A 19,458-nucleotide genomic window follows, 5' to 3' on the forward strand; every position below is an offset into this window, starting at 1 on the left:
GTCGACCGCTCGTCGCAAGATTTGCAAAAAAGGGTGTGGTCATTTGCCGGCGGGCGCACTAGGGTAAGCCTTTTCCAGACTGCACTGGCAGATGGGCCACTGACAGCCAAGGAGCCACCATGCGTGTCGCCGCACTTTCCTTATTGTTCACCACCCTGTTCGCCGCTGGCGCTGCCCAGGCCGCTCCGCTGAGCGTTTGCAGCGAGGCCAGCCCCGAAGGCTTCGACGTGGTGCAGTACAATTCGCTCACCACCACCAACGCCACCGCCGACGTGCTGATGAACCGCCTGGTGGAGTTCGATGCGGCACAAGGCAAGGTGGTGCCGAGCCTGGCGACCAGCTGGACGGTATCGGCCGACGGCCTGGTGTATGACTTCACCCTGCGCGATGACGTCAAGTTTCACAGCACCCCCTACTTCAAGCCAAGCCGCAAGCTGAATGCCGACGACGTGCTGTTCAGCTTCCAGCGCATGCTCTACCCGGCCCATGCCTGGCACAAGACTGCGCCGGGCGGCTACCCGCATGCCCAATCGCTACAGCTGGGCAGCCTGATCAAAGCGATCGAGGCACCGTCGCCGAACACCGTGCGCTTCACCCTCAGCCACCCGGACGCCACCTTCCTGGCCACCCTGAGCATGGGCTTCGCCTCGATCTACTCCGCCGAATACGCCGACAAGCTGCTCAAGGCCGGTACGCCGGAGAAGCTCAACAACCAACCGATCGGCACCGGGCCGTTCGTGTTCCAGCGTTTCCAGAAAGACGCCGTGGTGCGCTATCGCGCCAACCCGGACTACTTCGCCGGCAAGCCGGCGGTCGACCCGCTGATCTTCGCCATCACCACCGATGCCAATGTGCGCCTGCAGAAGCTCAAGCGTGGCGAGTGCCAGGTTGCCCTGTCGCCCAAGCCATTGGACATTGCCGAAGCGGGCCAGGACGGTAACCTCAAGGTGGCTACCACCCCGGCATTCATGACTGCCTTCGTCGCCATCAACAGCCAGCACCCGCCGCTGGACAAGCCGGAAGTGCGTCAGGCGATCAACCTGGCCTTCGACAAGCAAGCCTACCTCAAGGCCGTGTTCGAAGACTCTGCGGTGGCTGCCAATGGCCCCTACCCGCCCAATACCTGGAGCTACGCCAAGGACCTGCCCGGCTACCCGCTGGACCTGAAGAAAGCCAAGGCCCTGCTGGCCAAGGCCGGCCTGGCCGAAGGCTTCAGTACCACCATCTGGACCCGGCCCTCGGGTAGCCTGCTCAACCCCAACCCCAGCCTTGGCGCGCAGATGCTGCAAGCCGACCTGGCCAAGATTGGTATCAAGGCTGAAATCCGCGTGATCGAATGGGGCGAGCTTATCCGCCGCGCCAAGGCCGGCGAGCATGACTTGCTGTTCATGGGCTGGGCGGGCGACAACGGCGATCCGGACAACTTCCTCAGCCCGCAGTTTTCCTGTGCGGCGGTCGAGTCAGGGACCAACTTCGCACGCTTCTGCGACAGCCGCCTCGACCAGCTGATCAGCGCCGGGCGCACCACCAACGACCAGAGCGTACGCAGCCGGCTGTACCAGCAGGCGCAGACACTGATCCAGCAGCAGGCGCTGTGGGTGCCACTGGCGCACCCGACGGCAGCGACCTTGCTGCGCCAAGGCGTCGAGGGGTACCAGGTGAGCCCGTTCGGGCGGCTGGATTTCAGCAAGGTGACGGTGACCAAGTAAGCCTGTACCGGCCTCTTCGCGGGTAAACCCGCTCCTACAGGACAGCGCCAGCCTGGCAGTTGGCGCTACCCCTGTAGGAGCGGGTTTACCCGCGAAAGGGCCCGTACTGACCCTATAAGGCTCTCAGTACTCCCTCAGGCCACAATCCACCCATGCTCGACCATCGACAATGGCTCCCCGTCACCGATGATGATGTGATCCAGCACCCGCACGTCGATCAACGCCAACCCCCGCTTCAACGTCAGGGTCAAATGCACATCGTCCTGACTCGGTTCACTGATCCCTGAAGGATGGTTGTGGCACAGGATCAATGCCGCAGCGTTGTGCACCAACGCCCGCCGCACCACCTCTCGCGGATAGACACTCGCCCGATCTATCGTGCCCCTGAACAGGATCTCAAATGCCAGTGGCCGGTGCTTGGTATCGAGAAACAGACACCCGAACACCTCGCTGGCCTCATGCCTGAGCATGGCTTTCAAGTAGCGTCGCACCGCTGCCGGGCTGTCCATGGCAGACTCCCGCTCAATCGACGTTGCAAGGTGCCTGCGGCCGATCTCAAGCAGTGCCTGCAGTTGGCTGTACCTCACCGGGCCCAACCCAAGCTCGCCGACGAAGGCCTCGCGGTCAGCCTCCAGCAACCGGCGCAAGCTGCCGAACTTCACCAACAAGCCTCGCGAAAGCTCCACGACATTACGCCCACGTACGCCTGAGCCGAGAAAAACGGCCAGCAGCTCCGTATCTGTCAGGCTCCCTGCCCCTCGCTGCAACAACTTCTCCCTAGGCCGTTCTTCCGCCGGCCACTCCCTGATGTTCATTCCACCCCTGCCTTTGCTGCGGCCCATTTCGGCCCTGTGTTAATCTATTTCGCCTCGTACATGCGACGTTCCGCCGCAGGCATTTCAAACGTCGTCGCCCGCTCTCACTGGAAAAAGGCAAGCCTATGCAGCGGCTGTATCGCAAGCGCATCGTTCTCGGCGTGGGTGGCGGCATTGCCGCCTACAAAAGCGCCGAGCTGATTCGCCGTCTCCTGGAGCACGGCGCGCAGGTGCGCGTCGTCATGACCCGGGGTGGTGCAGAATTCATCACCCCGCTGACCCTGCAGGCGCTGTCGGGCCACCCCGTACACATGGACCTGCTCGACCCGGCCGCCGAAGCTGCCATGGGCCATATCGAACTGGCCAAGTGGGCGGACCTGGTGCTGATCGCCCCAGCTACCGCCGACCTCATGGCACGCATGGCCCAGGGCATGGCAGACGACCTGCTGACCACGCTGGTGCTGGCCACTGACGCCACCGTCGCCGTGGCGCCGGCGATGAACCAGGCCATGTGGCGTGACCCGGCCACCCAAGCCAACCTCGAGCTGCTCAAGAGCCGTGGCATTCAGGTGTTCGGCCCGGCATCCGGCAGCCAGGCCTGTGGCGACGTCGGCCTGGGGCGCATGCTCGAAGCCACCGACCTGGCCTGGTGCGCCGCGGAAAGCTTCAAGCGCCAGGCACTGACCGGCAAGCACGTGCTGATCACCGCCGGGCCGACCCAGGAAAACATCGACCCGGTGCGCTACATCACCAATCATAGCTCCGGCAAGATGGGCTTCGCCCTGGCCGAAGCGGCCGCCGAAGCAGGGGCTCGGGTGACCCTCGTCACAGGCCCTGTGCACTTGCCAACCCCTGACCGGGTCAGCCGCATCGACGTCGTCAGCGCGCGGGACATGCTCGCAGCCTGTGAAGCGGCCATGCCGTGCGACCTGTTCATTGCCTCGGCAGCGGTTGCGGACTACCGCCCCGAAGTGGTTGCCACACAAAAACTGAAGAAAGATCCTACGACCGGCGACGGCATGCTGCTGCAGATGGTGCGTAATCCCGATATCCTTGCCACCATTGCTGGCCGCGCCGACCGCCCGTTCAGCGTCGGCTTTGCCGCCGAAACCGAGCACCTGCTCGATTACGCCACGCGCAAGCTCAAGGACAAGAACCTCGACCTGATTGTCGCCAATGATGTGGCCAACCCCAGCATCGGCTTCAACAGCGAAGAAAACGCCTTGACCGTGATCGACCGCCAGCAGCACCAGACCCTCTTCGCGCAGACCAGCAAGGGCAAGATCGCCCGGCAACTGGTCGCCTTCATCGCCGAACGGCTCAACCAGGTTCAATAAGTTACATGCACGCTCTTCAAGCCAAGATCCTCGACCCACGCCTGGGCAGCGAATTCCCGCTACCCGCATACGCTACCCCCGGCTCCGCCGGCCTCGACCTGCGCGCCCTGCTCAAGGAAGACACCATCCTCGAACCGGGCCAGACCATCCTGATTCCTACCGGCCTGTCGATCTACATCGGCGACCCGGGCCTGGCGGCAGTCATCCTGCCGCGCTCGGGCCTGGGCCATAAACACGGCATCGTGCTGGGCAACCTGGTCGGCCTGATCGATTCGGACTACCAGGGCGAGCTGATGGTGTCGTGCTGGAACCGCGGCAACACACCGTTCACCATCGCGGTTGGCGAGCGCATCGCCCAGCTGGTGCTGGTGCCGGTGGTGCAGGCTCACTTCGAAATCGTCGAAGCGTTCGACGAAAGCCAGCGTGGCGCTGGCGGCTTCGGTCACTCCGGCAGCCACTGAGCCGGCAAATGACCGTTCAGGCCAAGGATGGCGAACTCTCTTGCGAAACCACCGTCCAAGCGTTCAGTTTGCGCCTGCCCAGAAAGCCTTTGACTAATGGAGCTTCCAGAGATGAACGACATGGCCCACCTGGTCCCCGCCGCATTGCCCGACAGCATTTTCCGCGCATATGACATCCGCGGCGTGGTCGGCAAGACCCTTCACGCCGAAACCGCCTACTGGATCGGCCGCGCCATCGGCGCGCAAAGCCTGGCCCAGGGCGAACCGCAGGTTTCGGTAGGGCGCGATGGCCGCCTGTCGGGCCCGATGCTGGTGGAACAGCTGATCAAAGGCCTGGTCGATGCGGGCTGCCACGTCAGCGACGTCGGCCTGGTGCCTACCCCGGCGCTGTACTACGCAGCCAACGTGCTGGCCGGCAAGTCCGGTGTGATGCTGACCGGCAGCCACAACCCGTCGGACTACAACGGTTTCAAGATCGTCATCGCCGGTGACACCCTGGCCAACGAACAGATCCAGGCCCTGCTGGCCCGCCTGAAAACCAACGACCTGACCCTGGCCCAAGGCCGCGTGGAAAAGGTCGAGATCCTCGACCGCTACTTCAAGCAGATTGTCGGCGACGTGAAGCTGGCAAAAAAGCTCAAGGTGGTGGTGGACTGCGGCAACGGCGCCGCTGGCGTGGTTGCACCGCAACTGATCGAAGCCCTGGGCTGCGAAGTGATCCCGCTGTTCTGCGAGGTCGACGGCAACTTCCCCAACCACCACCCGGACCCGGGCAAGCCGGAAAACCTCGAGGACCTGATCGCCAAGGTCAAGGAAACCGGTGCCGATATCGGTCTGGCCTTCGACGGTGACGGCGACCGCGTCGGCGTGGTGACCAACACCGGCAGCATCGTCTACCCCGACCGCCTGCTGATGCTGTTTGCCCAGGACGTGCTGTCGCGCAACCCGGGCGCCGAGATCATCTTCGACGTCAAATGCACCCGCCGCCTGACCCCGTTGATCGAACAGCACGGTGGCCGCGCCTTGATGTGGAAAACCGGCCATTCGCTGATCAAGAAGAAGATGAAGCAGACCGGTTCGCTGCTGGCAGGCGAGATGAGCGGTCACATCTTCATCAAGGAACGCTGGTACGGTTTTGACGACGGCATCTATAGCGCCGCGCGCCTGCTGGAGATCCTCAGCAAGACCGAGCAGAGCGCCGAAAACCTGTTTGCCGCCTTCCCGAACGACATTTCCACGCCGGAAATCAATATTGATGTGACCGACGAGGGTAAATTCAGCATCATTGATGCACTGCAACGCGACGCCGACTGGGGCGAAGCCAACCTGACCACCATCGACGGTGTGCGGGTCGACTACGCCAACGGCTGGGGCCTGGTTCGCGCCTCCAACACCACCCCGGTGCTGGTGCTGCGTTTCGAGGCCGACAGCGACGCCGAATTGCAACGTATCAAGGATGTTTTCCGCACCCAGTTGCTGCGGGTAGAGCCTGAGCTGCAACTGCCGTTCTGACCGACTATCTGTTCCTTACAGGAGCCCTGCATGACCCTCGATCGCGATGCCGCTTCCCATGTAGCCGAGGTTTTGTCCGAAGCACTGCCTTACATTCGCCGCTTTGTCGGCAAGACCCTGGTGATCAAGTACGGCGGCAACGCGATGGAGAGCGAGGAGCTCAAGACGGGCTTCGCCCGTGACATCGTGCTGATGAAGGCTGTGGGCATCAACCCGGTGGTAGTCCACGGCGGTGGCCCGCAGATCGGTGACCTGCTCAAGCGCCTGTCGATCGAAAGCCACTTCATCGACGGCATGCGCGTCACCGATTCGGCGACCATGGACGTTGTGGAGATGGTGCTGGGCGGCCAGGTCAACAAGGACATCGTCAACCTGATCAACCGCCACGGCGGCAGCGCCATCGGCCTGACCGGCAAGGACGCGGAGCTGATTCGCGCCCGCAAGCTGACTGTCAGCCGCCAGACGCCTGAGATGACCACTCCGGAAATCATCGACATCGGCCACGTGGGCGAAGTGGTGAGCGTGAACACCGACCTGTTGAACATGCTGGTGAAGGGCGACTTCATCCCTGTCATCGCGCCAATCGGCGTGGGTGCCAACGGCGAGTCGTACAACATCAACGCCGACCTGGTGGCGGGCAAGGTGGCCGAAGCGCTGAAGGCCGAGAAGCTGATGCTGCTGACCAACATCGCCGGCCTGATGGACAAACAGGGTCAGGTGCTGACTGGCCTGACCACCGAGCAGGTCAACGAACTGATCGCTGACGGCACCATTTATGGCGGCATGCTGCCGAAGATCAAGTGCGCGCTGGATGCGGTGCAGGGCGGCGTGAACAGCTCGCACATCATCGATGGCCGCGTGCCGAATGCAGTGCTGCTGGAGATCTTCACCGACAGCGGCGTGGGCACCCTGATTACCAACCGCAAGCCGCGCTGATTGATCGGTTAGCCTGCACTGGCCTCTTCGCGGGTAAACCCGCTCCTACAAAGGAAATCCCCATGTAGGAGCGGGTTTACCCGCGAAAGGGCCAGATCAGGCGGCACAAAAAAAGGCGACCCTCTGAAGAAGGTCGCCTTTTTCATTCCTGGGCCAGGATCAGATCCCGTACTGCGCCCGGTAGGCCTCGACAGCCGGCAGATGCTGTTTCAGCTGTGGATCGTCAGCCAGGAACTCCAGCACCTGGGTCAGCGAAACAATGCTGACCACCGGGATACCGAAGTCGCGTTCCACTTCCTGGATCGCCGACAGTTCGCCATTGCCGCGCTCTTCACGGTTCAGCGCGATCAGTACACCAGCGGCCTTGGCCTGCTGGGCGTTGATGATCTGCATGACCTCACGAATGGCGGTACCGGCAGTAATCACGTCGTCGATGATCAGCACGTCACCGGCCAGCGGCGCGCCGACCAGGCTGCCACCTTCGCCATGGTCCTTGGCTTCCTTGCGGTTGAAGCACCATGGCACGTCCAGCTGATGCTGGTCGGCAAGGGCCACGGCGGTAGTCGCCGCCAAAGGGATACCCTTGTAGGCCGGGCCGAACAGCACATCGAACGGGATCTTGCTGTCGACGATGGCGGCGGCGTAGCAACGCCCCAGCTCAGCCAGTGCGGAGCCGGTGTTGAACAAGCCGGCATTGAAGAAATACGGGCTGGTACGCCCCGATTTCAGGGTGAATTCACCGAAACGCAGTACCCCGCGATCGATGGCAAAACGGATAAAGTCGCGCTGATACGGCTGCATGAATAGTCCCGGACACCACGGATTTAGCTAAATGGGTTGAGCTCGGGTATCATACACGCACGAGATTTTTGGGGCCATTTATGCGGATCATCAGTGTGAACGTAAATGGCATTCAGGCTGCGGCCGAGCGTGGTTTGCTCAGCTGGCTGCAAGCCCAGAATGCCGACGTCATCTGCCTTCAGGATACCCGCGCCTCGGCCTTTGAACTCGACGACCCAGCTTTCCAGCTCGATGGCTATTTCCTTTATGCCTGCGACGCGGAGGTGCCTGCCCAAGGTGGTGTGGCCCTTTACTCGCGCATGCAGCCCAAGGCAGTCATCACCGGCCTGGGCTTCGAGACAGCCGACCGCTACGGGCGTTACCTGCAAGCAGATTTCGACAAAGTCAGTATTGCCAGCCTGCTGCTGCCTTCGGGCATGAACGGCGACGAAGACTTGAACCAGAAGTTCAAGTTGATGGACGACTTCGCCAAGTACCTGGACAAGCAGCGTCGCAAGCGTCGCGAATACATCTATTGCGGCTCGTTCTACGTGGCGCAGCAGAAGCTCGACATCAAGAATTGGCGTGACAGCCAGCAGTCGCCGGGCTTCCTGGCGCCAGAACGCGCCTGGATGGATGCGATCACTGGCGAGATGGGGTATGTCGATGCCTTGCGCGAAGTCAGCCGTGAAGGCGACCAGTACAGCTGGTGGCCGGACAACGAGCAGGCCGAGATGCTCAACCTGGGGTATCGGTTCGACTACCAGATCCTGACCCCGGGCCTGCGCCGCTTCGTGCGCAACGCTCGCCTGCCGCGTCAGCCACGCTTCTCCCAGCATGCGCCGCTGATCGTCGACTATGACTGGACGCTGACCATCTAAAAGGCCATTGGGGCTGCGTTGCAGCCCCAATGGTTATTTGATCGGCCGCCAGATCATCGGGTAGCGATAAGGCTTGCCCTCATTCGCCCGCACCGCCGCAATGATGATCAATATCATCACTGCCACCGTGAGCATGGCAAACAGCACCAGCCCGATAAACACGAACATCAGCAGGAAGCAGATGAACCCGGCAATGGTCACGCTGATCTGAAAGTTCAGCGCCTCTTTGCCCTGGGCGTCGATAAAAGGGTCTTGCTCGCGCTTGAGGTGCCATAGCACCAGCGGGCCCAGCAGGTGCCCAAGCGGCACTACCAGGCCCAACAGCGCGGAGAGGTGGCAGAACATCGCCCATTGCCGGATTTCGGCATTGGGCGGGGTGATCGACAGGTTCGAATCGCTCATGCCCCGCACCTCCTTGGCTGGTTTCAGTCAGCCAGTGCTGCCTGCTGCAGTTCGAAAATCTCGTTCATGCCCTTCTGCGCCAAAGCGAGCATGGCGTTGAAATCTTCCGGCTGGAACGGTGCGCCTTCGGCAGTACCCTGCACTTCGATGAAACCACCAGCGCTGGTCATGACCACATTCAGGTCGGTTTCGGCTGCGGAGTCTTCCAGGTAGTCCAGGTCGAGCACCGCTTCGCCCTGGTACATGCCTACCGACACGGCAGCGATCATGTGCTTGAGCGGGTTGCCGCCCTTGAGGCCGCCGCGCTTCTTGATCACTGCCAAAGCGTCGCACAAGGCAACCATGGCGCCGGTGATGGACGCGGTACGGGTACCGCCATCGGCCTGGATCACGTCGCAATCGACGTACAGGGTGATGTCACCGAGCTTGCTCATGTCCAGCGCGGCGCGCAGCGAACGGCCGATCAGGCGCTGGATTTCCAGGGTGCGGCCACCCTGCTTGCCACGGCTGGCTTCGCGCTGGTTACGTTCGCCGGTGGAGCGCGGCAGCATGCCATACTCGGCGGTCAGCCAGCCTTGGCCCTGGCCTTTGAGGAAGCGCGGTACACCGTTTTCAACGCTGACCGTGCAGATGACTTTGGTGTCACCGAACTCGACCAGTACCGACCCTTCGGCGTGCTTGGTGTAGTTGCGGGTGATGCGGATCGAGCGGAGCTGATCGGCAACGCGACCACTTGGACGTTTCATCTGGGATACCTGTACTGGGACTTTGAATCTGCCGAGCATTATAGAGCCCGCAGCCCGGGGAAGACATGCCTATTGTCGCGCCCGGCACAGCCCGTCGCCTTTTCCTACCGCAGTAGCCACCCGTCAGTAACATAGGCGGATTGGGCGCCACGGCGACACTGCGCTACAATCCTGCGCCTTGCAGCCGAGAGGCTCCCACCGTTCATTCATTACGCGAGGTACTCCCCATGGTGCACAGCATGACCGCTTTTGCTCGTGTCGAGCGCGCCGGCAGCCAAGGCACCCTGGTCTGGGAGCTGCGTTCGGTCAACCACCGTTACCTGGAGCCGCACCTACGCCTGCCCGAGGCCCTGCGCGACCTCGAAGGCGGTGTACGTGAAGGCCTGCGCCAGGGCCTGTCACGCGGCAAGGTGGAATGCACCTTGCGCCTCAACGAAGACAGCAATGGCAAACCGCTGAAAGTGGACCATGAGCGCGCCGCGCATCTGGTTGCCGCCGCCGAGGAAGTGGCTGGCCTGATCAAGCAGCCGGCCCCCCTGAACCCGCTGGAAGTGCTGTCATGGCCAGGCGTGCTGGTGGCCGACACCAGCGACCCCCAGGCACTGAACGCCGAAGCCATGGCGCTGTTCGACGAAGCGCTGGCCGAACTCAAGGCCGGGCGCCAGCGCGAAGGCCAGGAACTGGCCCGGCTGATCAACGAACGCCTGGACAACATGGCCAGCGAAGTCACTACCCTGCGCGCCCTGGTGCCGCAGATGCTGGCGGCGCAGCGGCAGAAGATTCTCGACCGCTTCGGCGACATGCAAGCCGAGCTGGACCCACAGCGCCTGGAGCAGGAGATGGTACTGCTGGCCCAGAAAAGCGACGTGGCAGAGGAACTCGACCGCCTCAGCACCCACGTCACCGAAGTGCGCCGCGTGCTCAAGGGTGGCGGCGCCGCAGGCCGGCGCCTGGACTTCCTGATGCAGGAACTCAACCGCGAGGCCAACACCCTCGGCTCCAAGGCCTTCGACCCACGCAGCACGCAAGCGGCGGTCAACCTGAAGGTATTGATCGAACAGATGCGTGAACAAGTACAGAACATCGAGTAAGGCCACCCCGACCATGAACCACAGCAGCGGCACCCTCTACATCGTTTCGGCCCCTTCGGGTGCCGGCAAGACCAGCCTGGTCACCGCCCTGACCAAAGACGACCAGCAGATCCGCGTCTCGGTCTCGCACACCACTCGCGCCATGCGCCCGGGCGAGCAGCACGGGGTGAACTATCACTTCGTCGTCCACGAGGAATTCAAGGCGCTGATCGCGCAAGGTGACTTTCTGGAGCATGCCGAAGTGTTCGGCAACTTCTACGGCACTTCACGCAGCGCGCTGCAGCAGACCCTGGACCAGGGCTACGACCTGATTCTGGAAATCGACTGGCAAGGTGCACAGCAAGTGCGCAAGCTGATGCCACAGGCGCTGTCGGTGTTCATCCTGCCTCCAAGCCAGGAGGCGCTTCGCCACCGCCTGGACGGACGCGGGCAGGACAGCGAAGAGATCATTGCCGGGCGCATGAAGGAAGCGGTCAGCGAGATGGTGCACTACGACGAGTATGACTACGTCATCATCAATGATGATTTCGACACGGCGCTGGCAGACTTGAAAGCAGTGTTCCGCTCGAATCGGCTGCTGCTGAAGAAGCAGCAGCAGCGTCATGCGGCATTGCTCAAGCAAATGATCGGCTGAAGATCGATGGGGCTGCATTGCAGCCCTTCGCGGGCACGCCCGCTCCCACGGATTGATCACTGCCTTGAGGCTTGTGCCGCACCTGTGGGAGCGGGCGTGCCCGCGAAGGGCCGCAGAGCGGCCCCAATGGTTTAGTCCTGCAGCGGCAAGGTAGCCTGCTGACGCAGGGTAGCCCCGAGGAAGTACGCCGGCGCACGCATGCGCGACAGCATCATCAGGCCGATGCCAAGCACCGAGATGATCGCGGCAATCACGAACACCAGCCCCAACCCGCCCACATGCGAGCCGCTGCCAAAGTCCGGCGAAGCACTGTCGATGGCGGTGCGCACGAAGATCACCGACAAGATAACACCCCCCACCAGCGGGCACAGGCCGCGCATGATGAAGTGGCGCAGGCTGTCGAACAGGCTGCCGCGGAAATACCAGACGCAGGCAAACGCGGTCAGCGAATAGTAGAAGCAGATCATCATGCCCAACGCCGTGATGGTATCTGCCAGCACGTTCTCGCTCAGCGTACGCATGGTCACGTAGAACAGGCCTGCGGCCAGGCCGGCGCAGATGGTGGCATAGCGCGGCGTTTGCGAGCGCGGGCAGACGCTGGCGAACTTCTGCGGTACCGCACCGTAATAACCCATGGCCAATAGGGTGCGCGCCGGCGCCACGAAGGTGGACTGCAGCGACGCCGCCGTACTGGCCAGCACGGCGATGGACATCAGGATCGCCAGCGGCCCCATGACCGGGCCGGCCAGGTGGGCAAAGACGTTCTCCTGGATGCGCGGGTTGTTCAGGCCCAGACCCGTTTCGCTGATACCGGCAAACTGCAGGGTGGCGATCGCGGTGAACAGGTACAGGCCGAGAATCAACATCACGGTCCAGGTAGCGGCCTTGCCCGGCACCTCTTCGCTGCCCACCGACTCTTCACTGACGGTCAGACAAGTGTCCCAGCCCCAGAAGATGAAGATCGACAATGACAGGCCAGCGGCAAAGGCCGAGAACGACTCGACACCGAATGGGTTGAACCAGGCGAAATCGAACGCCAGCGGTGGCGGCGCGGTGGTGCCGCCGAAAGCGGCGAACGCAAAGCCGATCAACACCAACAGCTGCAGGGCCACCAAGCCGTACTGCACGGTCATTGTGGTGGCGATACCCCGACAGCAGATCCACACTGCCAGGCCAATGAACACGCAACAGGTAACGATGTTGATCAACAGATTGTCGGCCAACGCTGCCAGCTCATGCTTGCCGGTGATCTGGCCAAGGAACAGGTAGAAGAAATCCACCGCCACACCTGCCAGGTTCGACAGCACGATCGTGGTGGCAACCACCAGTCCCCAGCCGCCGATCCAGCCGATCATCGGGCCGAATGCACGCGCCGACCAGGTAAACGAAGTACCGCTGTCAGGCTCCGCCGAGTTCAGCTCGCGATAGCCCAGGGCCACCAGCAGCATCGGCAAGAAGCCCACGATGAACACGGCCGGCAGGTGGGCGCCCACCTCACGCACGGTAGGGCCAAGGGCGCCGGTCAGGGTATAGACCGGGGCGATGGTGGAAATGCCCAGCACCACGCTGGCCAGCAGCCCCAAGCGACCCTTGGCCAGGCCTTTGCTGCGCTGAGTGTTGCCCGCGTCGGCCGCCACATCGGGTGGGCGGCCGGCTTCTGTGTAATTGCTCATGAGTATTTGCCGTAAATTTTGGAATTGTTTTAACAAGCCTTGGGTACAAGGCTCGCTTTCACTCATTGAAAGCTTGCTATCGGGGACGAGTCATCCGAGACCTTCGGCTGACGTCAGAATCATTCCTGCCGTAAGCCCTCCCGTGCTGCGTAGGCATTGCAGGCCTCGCGAAACGCCTGAAACAGACGCAGCGAAACCGGGTTTTCGTTGAAGCGCCACTCCGGGTGCCACTGCACCCCAAGCACAAAGCCCGGCGCCGCAGGCATGGACACCGCCTCGATCAGGCCATCCGGGGCCCGTGCCTCGACGCGCAGGCCCGGGGCCAGACGGTCGATGCCCTGGCTGTGCAGCGAATTGACCTCGAACTGCGCCGCCAGGCCCAGGCGCTCGAACAACCCGCCAGGCTCGATACTGACCGAGTGGCGAGGGCTGTATTGCACCTCCAGGGGGGCATCCTCAGGTTCGCGGTGGTCAAGGTAGCCAGGCAGCTCCTGCACACGCTGGTGCAGGCTGCCGCCAAGGGCCACGTTCAGCTCCTGGTAGCCTCGGCAGATGCAGAATACGGGCACACCGACGGCAATGGCTGCCTGCAGCAGCGGCAGGGTCAGGCGATCACGCGCCAGATCATGCCGGGTACCCGCCACACTGGGGGCGCCATTGTAATGATGCGGCTCGATATTTGAAGGCGAGCCGGTAAAAACAATGCCGTGCAGGCGAGCCAGCAGCGCTTGCGTGTCGCTGCCGCCATCACGGGCCGGCAAGATCAGTGGCAAGCCGGCAAAGCCGGCCGCCTCGACATACTTGTCGCCGACCGTGTGCGAGGAGTTCTTCCCTACCTGCTGACGGCAGGCGCTGACACCGATCAAAGGGACCGCATTTGCGCTCATGGGCTTACACCGTGTGCAGGTACCAGTTGTACTCGAGATCGGAAATCGACACTTCGAACTCGGCCAGTTCGCTTTCCTTGCAGGCCACGAAGATATCGATGTAGTCCGGGCTGATGTATTGGTTGAGGACTTCGCTGTCATCCAGCGCGCGCAGGGCATCGCGCAGGTTGTTCGGCAGGCTTTGCTCCAGCTGCTCGTAGGAGTTGCCTTCGATCGGCGCCTCGGGCTCGACCTTGTTGGTCAGGCCATGGTGAACGCCGGCAAGGATCGCCGCGAGCATCAGGTACGGGTTGGCATCGGCGCCGGCTACACGGTGCTCAAGGCGCACGTTTTCGCTGCTGTCGGTGGGCACGCGTACGGCCACGGTGCGGTTGTCCAGGCCCCAGCTCGGCGCATTGGGCACGTAGAACTGCGCACCGAAGCGGCGGTAGGAGTTGATGTTGGGGCACAGGAAGGCCATCGACGCCGGCATGGTTTCCAACACGCCACCGATGGCGTGGCGCAGCGTATCGCTTTGCAGCGGATCGTCACTGGCGAAGATGTTCTTGCCGGTTTTCTTGTCCAGCAATGAAATGTGCACATGCAGGCCGTTGCCTGCCTGGCCCGGGTAGGGCTTGGCCATGAAGGTGGTGTCCATTTCATGGTCGTAGGCGATGTTCTTGATCAGGCGCTTGAGCAGGATCGCGTAATCGCAGGCCTTCAGCGGATCCGCCACGTGGTGCAAGTTGACCTCGAACTGCGCCGGGGCGCTTTCCTTGACGATGGCGTCGGCGGGCAGGCCCTGTTCCTTGGCAGCTTCGAGCATGTCCTGCAAGCAGTCAGCGTACTCGTCGAGGTCGTCGATCAGGTACACCTGGGTCGACTGCGGGCGCTTGCCGGAGATCGGCGAGCGCGGCGGCTGCGGGCGGCCGTTGAGGTTGTCCTGGTCGATCAGGTAGAACTCCAGTTCGAACGCGGCGCAAATATCCAGGCCCAGGTCGTCGAACTTGCTCACCACCTGGCGCAGCACTTCACGCGGGTCGGCGAAGAACGGCTGGCCATCCAGCTCGTGCATGGTCATCAGCAGCTGGGCGGTGGGGCGCTTTTGCCACGGCTCGTCCGACAGCGTGCCGGGGATCGGGAAGCAGATGCGGTCGGCGTCGCCGATGTCCAGGCCAAGGCCGGTGCTTTCGACAGTGGAACCGTTGATATCAAGGGCGAACAGCGATGCGGGCAGGTTGATGCCCTTCTCGTACACCTTGTGCAGGCTGGCCCGCTCGATGCGCTTGCCACGTACCACGCCATTCATGTCGGAGATCAGCAGGTCTACGTACTGCGTGTCCGGATGGGCCTGGAGGAAGTCATTCATCTCGCTGGAAGAACTGGCGCACGGGGTTACCGACGTCATGGTGTACATCCTTTGATGTGCTGCGGCGATGTGGGGATACGGCTGGCGCCTCACGGGCGACGATGGTTGCAGCTGTTGTTGTTTTCACTTTCCCATCGTGGGGACTGGTTACCCGACCGGGCGCATTGATTCCGGGGGGCCGTTTCACTATAAAATGGCCCAGACGCAACAGACATTGGCAATTTGGCAAGCAGAGCGTGCATCAATGCAATATCAGATAACCCACGCAGACCTCTCTCTGGTCCTGGCACTGGAACGTGGCCGCTCGCTGGCCAAAGCCGCCGAACTGCTCAAAGTCGACGTTTCGACCGTGTTCCGCTCGATCCGCCGATTGGAGTCGGCGCTGGGCACCGCCTTGTTCGTCAAGAGCCGAAAGGGCTATCTGCCGACTGACACCGCCCAGGCCTTGGCCGAGCAGGCCGAACGTGCCGAGCAGGCGCTGGAAGCAGCGCGCATTGCCATGACCAGTGGCGAGCAAGTGGTCAGCGGCACGGTGCGCCTGACCTGCACAGAGGCGGTGATGCACAGCCTGTTGCTGCCCGCACTGGCCGAGTTCATGTCCAACTACCCGGCCTTGTCGCTGGAGATGGGCACCTCCAACACCTTCGCCAACCTCAGCCGGCGCGACGCCGACATCGCCCTGCGCCTGACCAATACGCCACCGGAGCACCTGGTGGGCCGCAACCTGGGTTCGACCTCCTATGTGGTCTGCGGCCAGCCACAGTGGCGCGAGCGCCTGAGCGAGTCCCCCGCCAGCGTGCCGTGGATCGCACCAGACGACTCGATGCAGGACCACCCTACGGTGGTCTGGCGCAACCAGCAACACCCGGGTCTGAGCCCGCGCTACCAGTGCAGCAGCATGTCGACCATCGCCCAGTTGGTAATGGCCGGCCTGGGCGTGGCAGCACTGCCGGACTACATGGTGCATGCGCTGCCCGGGGTGGATGCACTCAGCGGCCCCCTGCCCGGCTGCGACACTCAGTTGTGGTTGCTGACCCGGCCGGATTGCCGGGCGTTGCGCTCGGTGCAAACCTTGTTCGAAGAGCTGACCCCGCGGTTGCGTGACGCGATGCTCTGAGGTTATCGTCAGGCTCATGCACTGAGGGTGTCTGTTCCGGCCCTTTCGCGGGTAAACCCGCCGCTACAAGCTACGCGGCCCCTGTAGGAGCGGGTTCACCCGCGAAGAAGGCAGCGCAGGGTTTGCAGCTACCGCCCGGCAAAACAGCGCTTCCCTATTGGCTGGTGAATTTTTATACTATCGAGTCCGCCTGCCCATTAATGGGCTGCACGCCCACCGCAATTGCTACTGAGGAAGACCATGGCCCGCGTAACTGTTGAAGACTGCCTGGAACACGTGGATAACCGCTTTGAGCTGGTCATGCTCTCGACCAAGCGCGCTCGCCAGCTGGCGACCGGCGGCAAAGAGCCACGCGTTGCGTGGGAAAACGACAAGCCAACCGTTGTTGCCCTGCGTGAAATTGCCGAAGGCATCGTCACCAACGAGTTCATCGCCGCTGAAGAGATCGTCACCGAGGATCCGGTGTTCGCCGCATTCGAGGACGAGAACAACGAGGCTGTCTGATTGATGCCAGGTCGACGTCGTACGGCGCAAGGCCCTCTTCCTCGGCAGGAGGTGAACCCATGCCGGGTATAGAAGCCTTGGCCGAACGGCTTTCGACCTATCTTGGCCCCGAACAGGTCAACCTGGTCCGGCGCGCCTATTTCTACGCCGAACAGGCCCACGATGGGCAACGCCGCCGCAGTGGCGAGCCCTACGTGACCCACCCGCTGGCCGTGGCCAGCATCCTCGCCGACATGCACATGGACCATCAGAGCCTGATGGCGGCCATGCTGCACGATGTGATCGAAGACACCGGCATCGCCAAGGAAGCCCTCAGCCAGCAGTTTGGCGAGACCGTGGCCGAACTGGTCGATGGGGTCAGCAAGCTGACCCAGATGAATTTCGAGACCAAGGCCGAGGCGCAGGCGGAAAACTTCCAGAAGATGGCCATGGCCATGGCCCGCGATATCCGCGTGATCCTGGTCAAGCTGGCCGACCGCCTGCACAACATGCGCACCCTGGAAGTGCTGTCTGGCGAAAAACGCCGGCGCATCGCCAAGGAAACCCTCGAGATCTACGCCCCCATCGCCAACCGCCTGGGGATGCACACCGTGCGCGTAGAGTTCGAAGACCTTGGCTTCAAGGCCATGCACCCGATGCGCTCGTCGCTGATTCATCGAGCAGTGAAGAGCGCGCGCGGCAACCGCAAAGAGATCGTCGCCAAGATCGAGCACTCGCTGGCCAACTGCCTGGCCGCCGACGGCATCGAGGGCGAGGTCAGCGGTCGACAGAAACACCTCTATGGCATCTACAAGAAGATGCGCGGCAAGCGCCGTGCCTTCAACGAGATCATGGACGTGTATGCCTTCCGCATCATCGTCGACAAGGTTGACACCTGTTACCGCGTGCTCGGCGCCGTACACAACCTGTACAAGCCGCTGCCCGGACGCTTCAAGGATTACATCGCGATCCCCAAGGCCAACGGCTACCAGTCGTTGCACACCACTCTGTTCGGCATGCACGGCGTGCCCATCGAAATCCAGATCCGCACACGCGAAATGGAAGAGATGGCCAACAACGGCATCGCCGCGCACTGGCTATACAAGTCAAACGACGACGAGCAGCCCAAGGGCAGCCACGCGCGCGCCCGCCAGTGGGTCAAGGGTATCCTTGAACTGCAGCAACGTGCCGGCAACTCCCTGGAATTCATCGAGAGCGTGAAGATCGACCTGTTCCCGGACGAGGTCTACGTGTTCACGCCCAAAGGCCGGATCATGGAGTTGCCCAAAGGCTCCACGGCCGTCGACTTCGCCTACGCGGTGCACACCGACGTCGGCAACAGTTGCATCGCGTGCCGCATCAACCGCCGCCTGGCGCCGCTGTCCGAACCGCTACAAAGCGGCTCGACAGTGGAAATCGTCAGCGCCCCGGGCGCTCGGCCAAACCCGGCCTGGCTCAACTTTGTGGTCTCGGGCAAGGCACGCACGAATATCCGCCACGCGCTCAAGCAACAGCGCCGCTCGGAGTCCATCAGCCTGGGCGAACGCTTGCTGAACAAGGTACTCACTGGCTTCGACAGCAGCCTGGAGAAAATCCCCCAGGAACGCATCCAGTCTATTCTCGCCGAGTACCGCCTGGAGCTGATAGAAGACCTGCTCGAAGACATCGGCCTGGGCAACCGCATGGCCTACGTGGTCGCGCGCCGCCTGCTGTCGGCCGAAGGCGAACAGCTGCCGGCGCCAGAAGGCCCGCTGGCGATCCGCGGCACCGAAGGCCTGGTGCTCAGCTACGCCAAGTGCTGCACGCCGATCCCGGGAGACCCGATTGTCGGCCACCTGTCAGCAGGCAAGGGCATGGTCGTGCACCTGGAGAACTGCCGCAACATCAGTGAAATCCGCCACAACCCCGAAAAGTGCGTGCAACTCTCCTGGGCCAAGGACATCACTGGCGAGTTCAATGTCGAACTGCGTGTCGAACTGGAACACCAGCGCGGGCTGATCGCCCTGCTGGCCAGCAGCGTCAACGCCGCCGACGGCAACATTGAGAAGATCAGCATGGACGAACGCGACGGCCGTATCAGCGTGGTCCAACTGGTGGTCAGCGTGCACGACCGCGTGCACCTGGCGCGTGTGATCAAGAAGCTGCGTACCCTGACCGGTGTGGTCCGCATCACCCGCATGCGTACGTAGTCCGCCAACCGCAAGGAGTCATCATGAGCAAAACCGTCATCAACAGCGACAAGGCCCCTGCCGCCATCGGCACCTACTCGCAGGCGATCAAGGCCGGCAACACCGTGTACATGTCGGGCCAGATCCCTCTGGACCCGAAGACCATGGAGCTGGTCGAAGGCTTCGAAGCCCAGACCGTGCAGGTGTTCGAGAACCTCAAGGCCGTGGCTGAAGCTGCTGGCGGTTCGTTCAAGGACATCGTGAAACTGAACATCTTCCTCACCGACCTGAGCCACTTCGCCAAGGTAAACGAGGTGATGGGCCGCTACTTCGAACAGCCCTACCCGGCCCGCGCCGCCATCGGCGTTGCCGCACTGCCGAAAGGCGCCCAGGTCGAAATGGACGCCATCCTGGTCATCGAATGATGCCCTGGTGACGGGCCCTGCCCGTCACCCTCCTTCCTCTGCAAGGTTACCCC

18 protein-coding genes and 1 pseudogene are annotated in these 19,458 nt (G+C 62.5%); 12 read left to right on the forward strand and 7 right to left on the reverse strand.

Going from position 1 to position 19,458, the window contains the following annotated elements:
- Window positions 1-119: 119 nt before the first annotated feature.
- Window positions 120-1,709: an ABC transporter substrate-binding protein gene (locus tag V7787_RS34910; protein WP_064493080.1), complete on the forward strand. Its 1,590-nt coding sequence runs from the start codon at window positions 120-122 to the stop codon at window positions 1,707-1,709.
- A 134-nt stretch (window positions 1,710-1,843) separates the two neighbouring features.
- Here the strand turns inward: V7787_RS34910 and radC are convergent, their stop codons facing one another.
- On the reverse strand, window positions 1,844-2,524 hold the full coding sequence (radC, locus tag V7787_RS34915; protein WP_064493081.1) for a RadC family protein: 681 nt from the start codon (window positions 2,522-2,524) through the stop codon (window positions 1,844-1,846).
- Window positions 2,525-2,649: 125 nt separating this feature from the next.
- On the opposite strand from radC, the gene coaBC reads away from it, so the two are divergent.
- From coaBC to argB, 4 genes and pseudogenes are all read left to right on the forward strand, one after another.
- On the forward strand, window positions 2,650-3,861 hold the full coding sequence (gene coaBC / locus V7787_RS34920; RefSeq protein ID WP_003253409.1) for a bifunctional phosphopantothenoylcysteine decarboxylase/phosphopantothenate--cysteine ligase CoaBC: 1,212 nt from the start codon (window positions 2,650-2,652) through the stop codon (window positions 3,859-3,861).
- Between the two features lie 5 nt (window positions 3,862-3,866).
- Window positions 3,867-4,322, forward strand: coding sequence for a dUTP diphosphatase (gene dut / locus V7787_RS34925; protein ID WP_064493082.1), 456 nt, complete (start codon window positions 3,867-3,869; stop codon window positions 4,320-4,322).
- Window positions 4,323-4,466: 144 nt separating this feature from the next.
- A pseudogene (locus tag V7787_RS34930) lies at window positions 4,467-5,834 on the forward strand (phosphomannomutase/phosphoglucomutase); the annotation flags it as partial.
- Window positions 5,835-5,864: 30 nt separating this feature from the next.
- On the forward strand, window positions 5,865-6,770 hold the full coding sequence (argB, locus tag V7787_RS34935; protein ID WP_004575216.1) for an acetylglutamate kinase: 906 nt from the start codon (window positions 5,865-5,867) through the stop codon (window positions 6,768-6,770).
- A gap of 159 nt (window positions 6,771-6,929) precedes the next feature.
- Here the strand turns inward: argB and pyrE are convergent, their stop codons facing one another.
- Window positions 6,930-7,571, reverse strand: coding sequence for an orotate phosphoribosyltransferase (gene pyrE / locus V7787_RS34940; protein WP_003253405.1), 642 nt, complete (start codon window positions 7,569-7,571; stop codon window positions 6,930-6,932).
- Between the two features lie 80 nt (window positions 7,572-7,651).
- Between pyrE and V7787_RS34945 the strand changes: the two genes are divergently transcribed.
- Window positions 7,652-8,431 carry an exodeoxyribonuclease III gene (locus V7787_RS34945; RefSeq protein WP_003253401.1) on the forward strand — a complete coding sequence of 260 codons (780 nt, stop codon included), beginning with the start codon at window positions 7,652-7,654 and terminating at the stop codon, window positions 8,429-8,431.
- Window positions 8,432-8,464: 33 nt separating this feature from the next.
- Here the strand turns inward: V7787_RS34945 and V7787_RS34950 are convergent, their stop codons facing one another.
- Window positions 8,465-8,833 (reverse strand): DUF4870 domain-containing protein, encoded by a 369-nt coding sequence (locus tag V7787_RS34950; RefSeq protein WP_003253399.1) that lies wholly within the window; start codon window positions 8,831-8,833, stop codon window positions 8,465-8,467.
- A gap of 23 nt (window positions 8,834-8,856) precedes the next feature.
- Window positions 8,857-9,579, reverse strand: a complete 723-nt coding sequence (gene rph / locus V7787_RS34955) for a ribonuclease PH (protein WP_003253397.1) — start codon at window positions 9,577-9,579, stop codon at window positions 8,857-8,859.
- Between the two features lie 227 nt (window positions 9,580-9,806).
- Between rph and V7787_RS34960 the strand changes: the two genes are divergently transcribed.
- Window positions 9,807-10,670, forward strand: a complete 864-nt coding sequence (locus tag V7787_RS34960) for a YicC/YloC family endoribonuclease (protein WP_064493084.1) — start codon at window positions 9,807-9,809, stop codon at window positions 10,668-10,670.
- Between the two features lie 13 nt (window positions 10,671-10,683).
- Complete coding sequence (gene gmk / locus V7787_RS34965; RefSeq protein WP_010955795.1) at window positions 10,684-11,304, forward strand: guanylate kinase; 621 nt, start codon at window positions 10,684-10,686, stop codon at window positions 11,302-11,304.
- A 131-nt stretch (window positions 11,305-11,435) separates the two neighbouring features.
- Here the strand turns inward: gmk and V7787_RS34970 are convergent, their stop codons facing one another.
- From V7787_RS34970 to V7787_RS34980, 3 genes are all read right to left on the reverse strand, one after another.
- Window positions 11,436-12,977 (reverse strand): APC family permease, encoded by a 1,542-nt coding sequence (locus tag V7787_RS34970; protein WP_014592854.1) that lies wholly within the window; start codon window positions 12,975-12,977, stop codon window positions 11,436-11,438.
- A 119-nt stretch (window positions 12,978-13,096) separates the two neighbouring features.
- On the reverse strand, window positions 13,097-13,864 hold the full coding sequence (locus V7787_RS34975; protein ID WP_020192234.1) for a gamma-glutamyl-gamma-aminobutyrate hydrolase family protein: 768 nt from the start codon (window positions 13,862-13,864) through the stop codon (window positions 13,097-13,099).
- A 4-nt stretch (window positions 13,865-13,868) separates the two neighbouring features.
- The gene (locus V7787_RS34980; RefSeq protein ID WP_064493085.1) at window positions 13,869-15,251 is read right to left on the reverse strand and encodes a glutamine synthetase family protein; all 1,383 of its coding nucleotides are present in this window, start codon (window positions 15,249-15,251) and stop codon (window positions 13,869-13,871) included.
- Window positions 15,252-15,456: 205 nt separating this feature from the next.
- Here V7787_RS34980 and V7787_RS34985 point away from each other — a divergent pair, with 205 nt between their 5' ends.
- From V7787_RS34985 to V7787_RS35000, 4 genes are all read left to right on the forward strand, one after another.
- Complete coding sequence (locus V7787_RS34985; RefSeq protein ID WP_003253385.1) at window positions 15,457-16,329, forward strand: LysR family transcriptional regulator; 873 nt, start codon at window positions 15,457-15,459, stop codon at window positions 16,327-16,329.
- Window positions 16,330-16,569: 240 nt separating this feature from the next.
- Window positions 16,570-16,833 carry a DNA-directed RNA polymerase subunit omega gene (gene rpoZ / locus V7787_RS34990; RefSeq protein WP_003253383.1) on the forward strand — a complete coding sequence of 88 codons (264 nt, stop codon included), beginning with the start codon at window positions 16,570-16,572 and terminating at the stop codon, window positions 16,831-16,833.
- Between the two features lie 59 nt (window positions 16,834-16,892).
- Window positions 16,893-19,001 (forward strand): bifunctional GTP diphosphokinase/guanosine-3',5'-bis pyrophosphate 3'-pyrophosphohydrolase, encoded by a 2,109-nt coding sequence (spoT, locus tag V7787_RS34995; protein WP_010955800.1) that lies wholly within the window; start codon window positions 16,893-16,895, stop codon window positions 18,999-19,001.
- A 23-nt stretch (window positions 19,002-19,024) separates the two neighbouring features.
- On the forward strand, window positions 19,025-19,405 hold the full coding sequence (locus V7787_RS35000; protein ID WP_009684531.1) for a RidA family protein: 381 nt from the start codon (window positions 19,025-19,027) through the stop codon (window positions 19,403-19,405).
- The last annotated feature ends 53 nt before the right edge of the window (window positions 19,406-19,458 follow it).

The sequence above is a fragment of the Pseudomonas sp. CGJS7 genome, assembly GCF_036961695.1.

Coding starts and splice junctions, on each gene's coding strand:
- V7787_RS34910 (WP_064493080.1), top strand. CDS start 120: ATGCGTGTCGCCGCACTTTCCTTATTGTTCACCACCCTGTTCGCCGCT.
- gmk (WP_010955795.1), top strand. CDS start 10,684: ATGAACCACAGCAGCGGCACCCTCTACATCGTTTCGGCCCCTTCGGGT.
- spoT (WP_010955800.1), top strand. CDS start 16,893: ATGCCGGGTATAGAAGCCTTGGCCGAACGGCTTTCGACCTATCTTGGC.
- argB (WP_004575216.1), top strand. CDS start 5,865: ATGACCCTCGATCGCGATGCCGCTTCCCATGTAGCCGAGGTTTTGTCC.
- dut (WP_064493082.1), top strand. CDS start 3,867: ATGCACGCTCTTCAAGCCAAGATCCTCGACCCACGCCTGGGCAGCGAA.
- coaBC (WP_003253409.1), top strand. CDS start 2,650: ATGCAGCGGCTGTATCGCAAGCGCATCGTTCTCGGCGTGGGTGGCGGC.
- V7787_RS34970 (WP_014592854.1), bottom strand. CDS start 12,977: ATGAGCAATTACACAGAAGCCGGCCGCCCACCCGATGTGGCGGCCGAC.
- V7787_RS34950 (WP_003253399.1), bottom strand. CDS start 8,833: ATGAGCGATTCGAACCTGTCGATCACCCCGCCCAATGCCGAAATCCGG.
- V7787_RS34980 (WP_064493085.1), bottom strand. CDS start 15,251: ATGACGTCGGTAACCCCGTGCGCCAGTTCTTCCAGCGAGATGAATGAC.
- V7787_RS34945 (WP_003253401.1), top strand. CDS start 7,652: ATGCGGATCATCAGTGTGAACGTAAATGGCATTCAGGCTGCGGCCGAG.
- rpoZ (WP_003253383.1), top strand. CDS start 16,570: ATGGCCCGCGTAACTGTTGAAGACTGCCTGGAACACGTGGATAACCGC.
- pyrE (WP_003253405.1), bottom strand. CDS start 7,571: ATGCAGCCGTATCAGCGCGACTTTATCCGTTTTGCCATCGATCGCGGG.
- V7787_RS34975 (WP_020192234.1), bottom strand. CDS start 13,864: ATGAGCGCAAATGCGGTCCCTTTGATCGGTGTCAGCGCCTGCCGTCAG.
- radC (WP_064493081.1), bottom strand. CDS start 2,524: ATGAACATCAGGGAGTGGCCGGCGGAAGAACGGCCTAGGGAGAAGTTG.
- V7787_RS34985 (WP_003253385.1), top strand. CDS start 15,457: ATGCAATATCAGATAACCCACGCAGACCTCTCTCTGGTCCTGGCACTG.
- rph (WP_003253397.1), bottom strand. CDS start 9,579: ATGAAACGTCCAAGTGGTCGCGTTGCCGATCAGCTCCGCTCGATCCGC.
- V7787_RS35000 (WP_009684531.1), top strand. CDS start 19,025: ATGAGCAAAACCGTCATCAACAGCGACAAGGCCCCTGCCGCCATCGGC.
- V7787_RS34960 (WP_064493084.1), top strand. CDS start 9,807: ATGGTGCACAGCATGACCGCTTTTGCTCGTGTCGAGCGCGCCGGCAGC.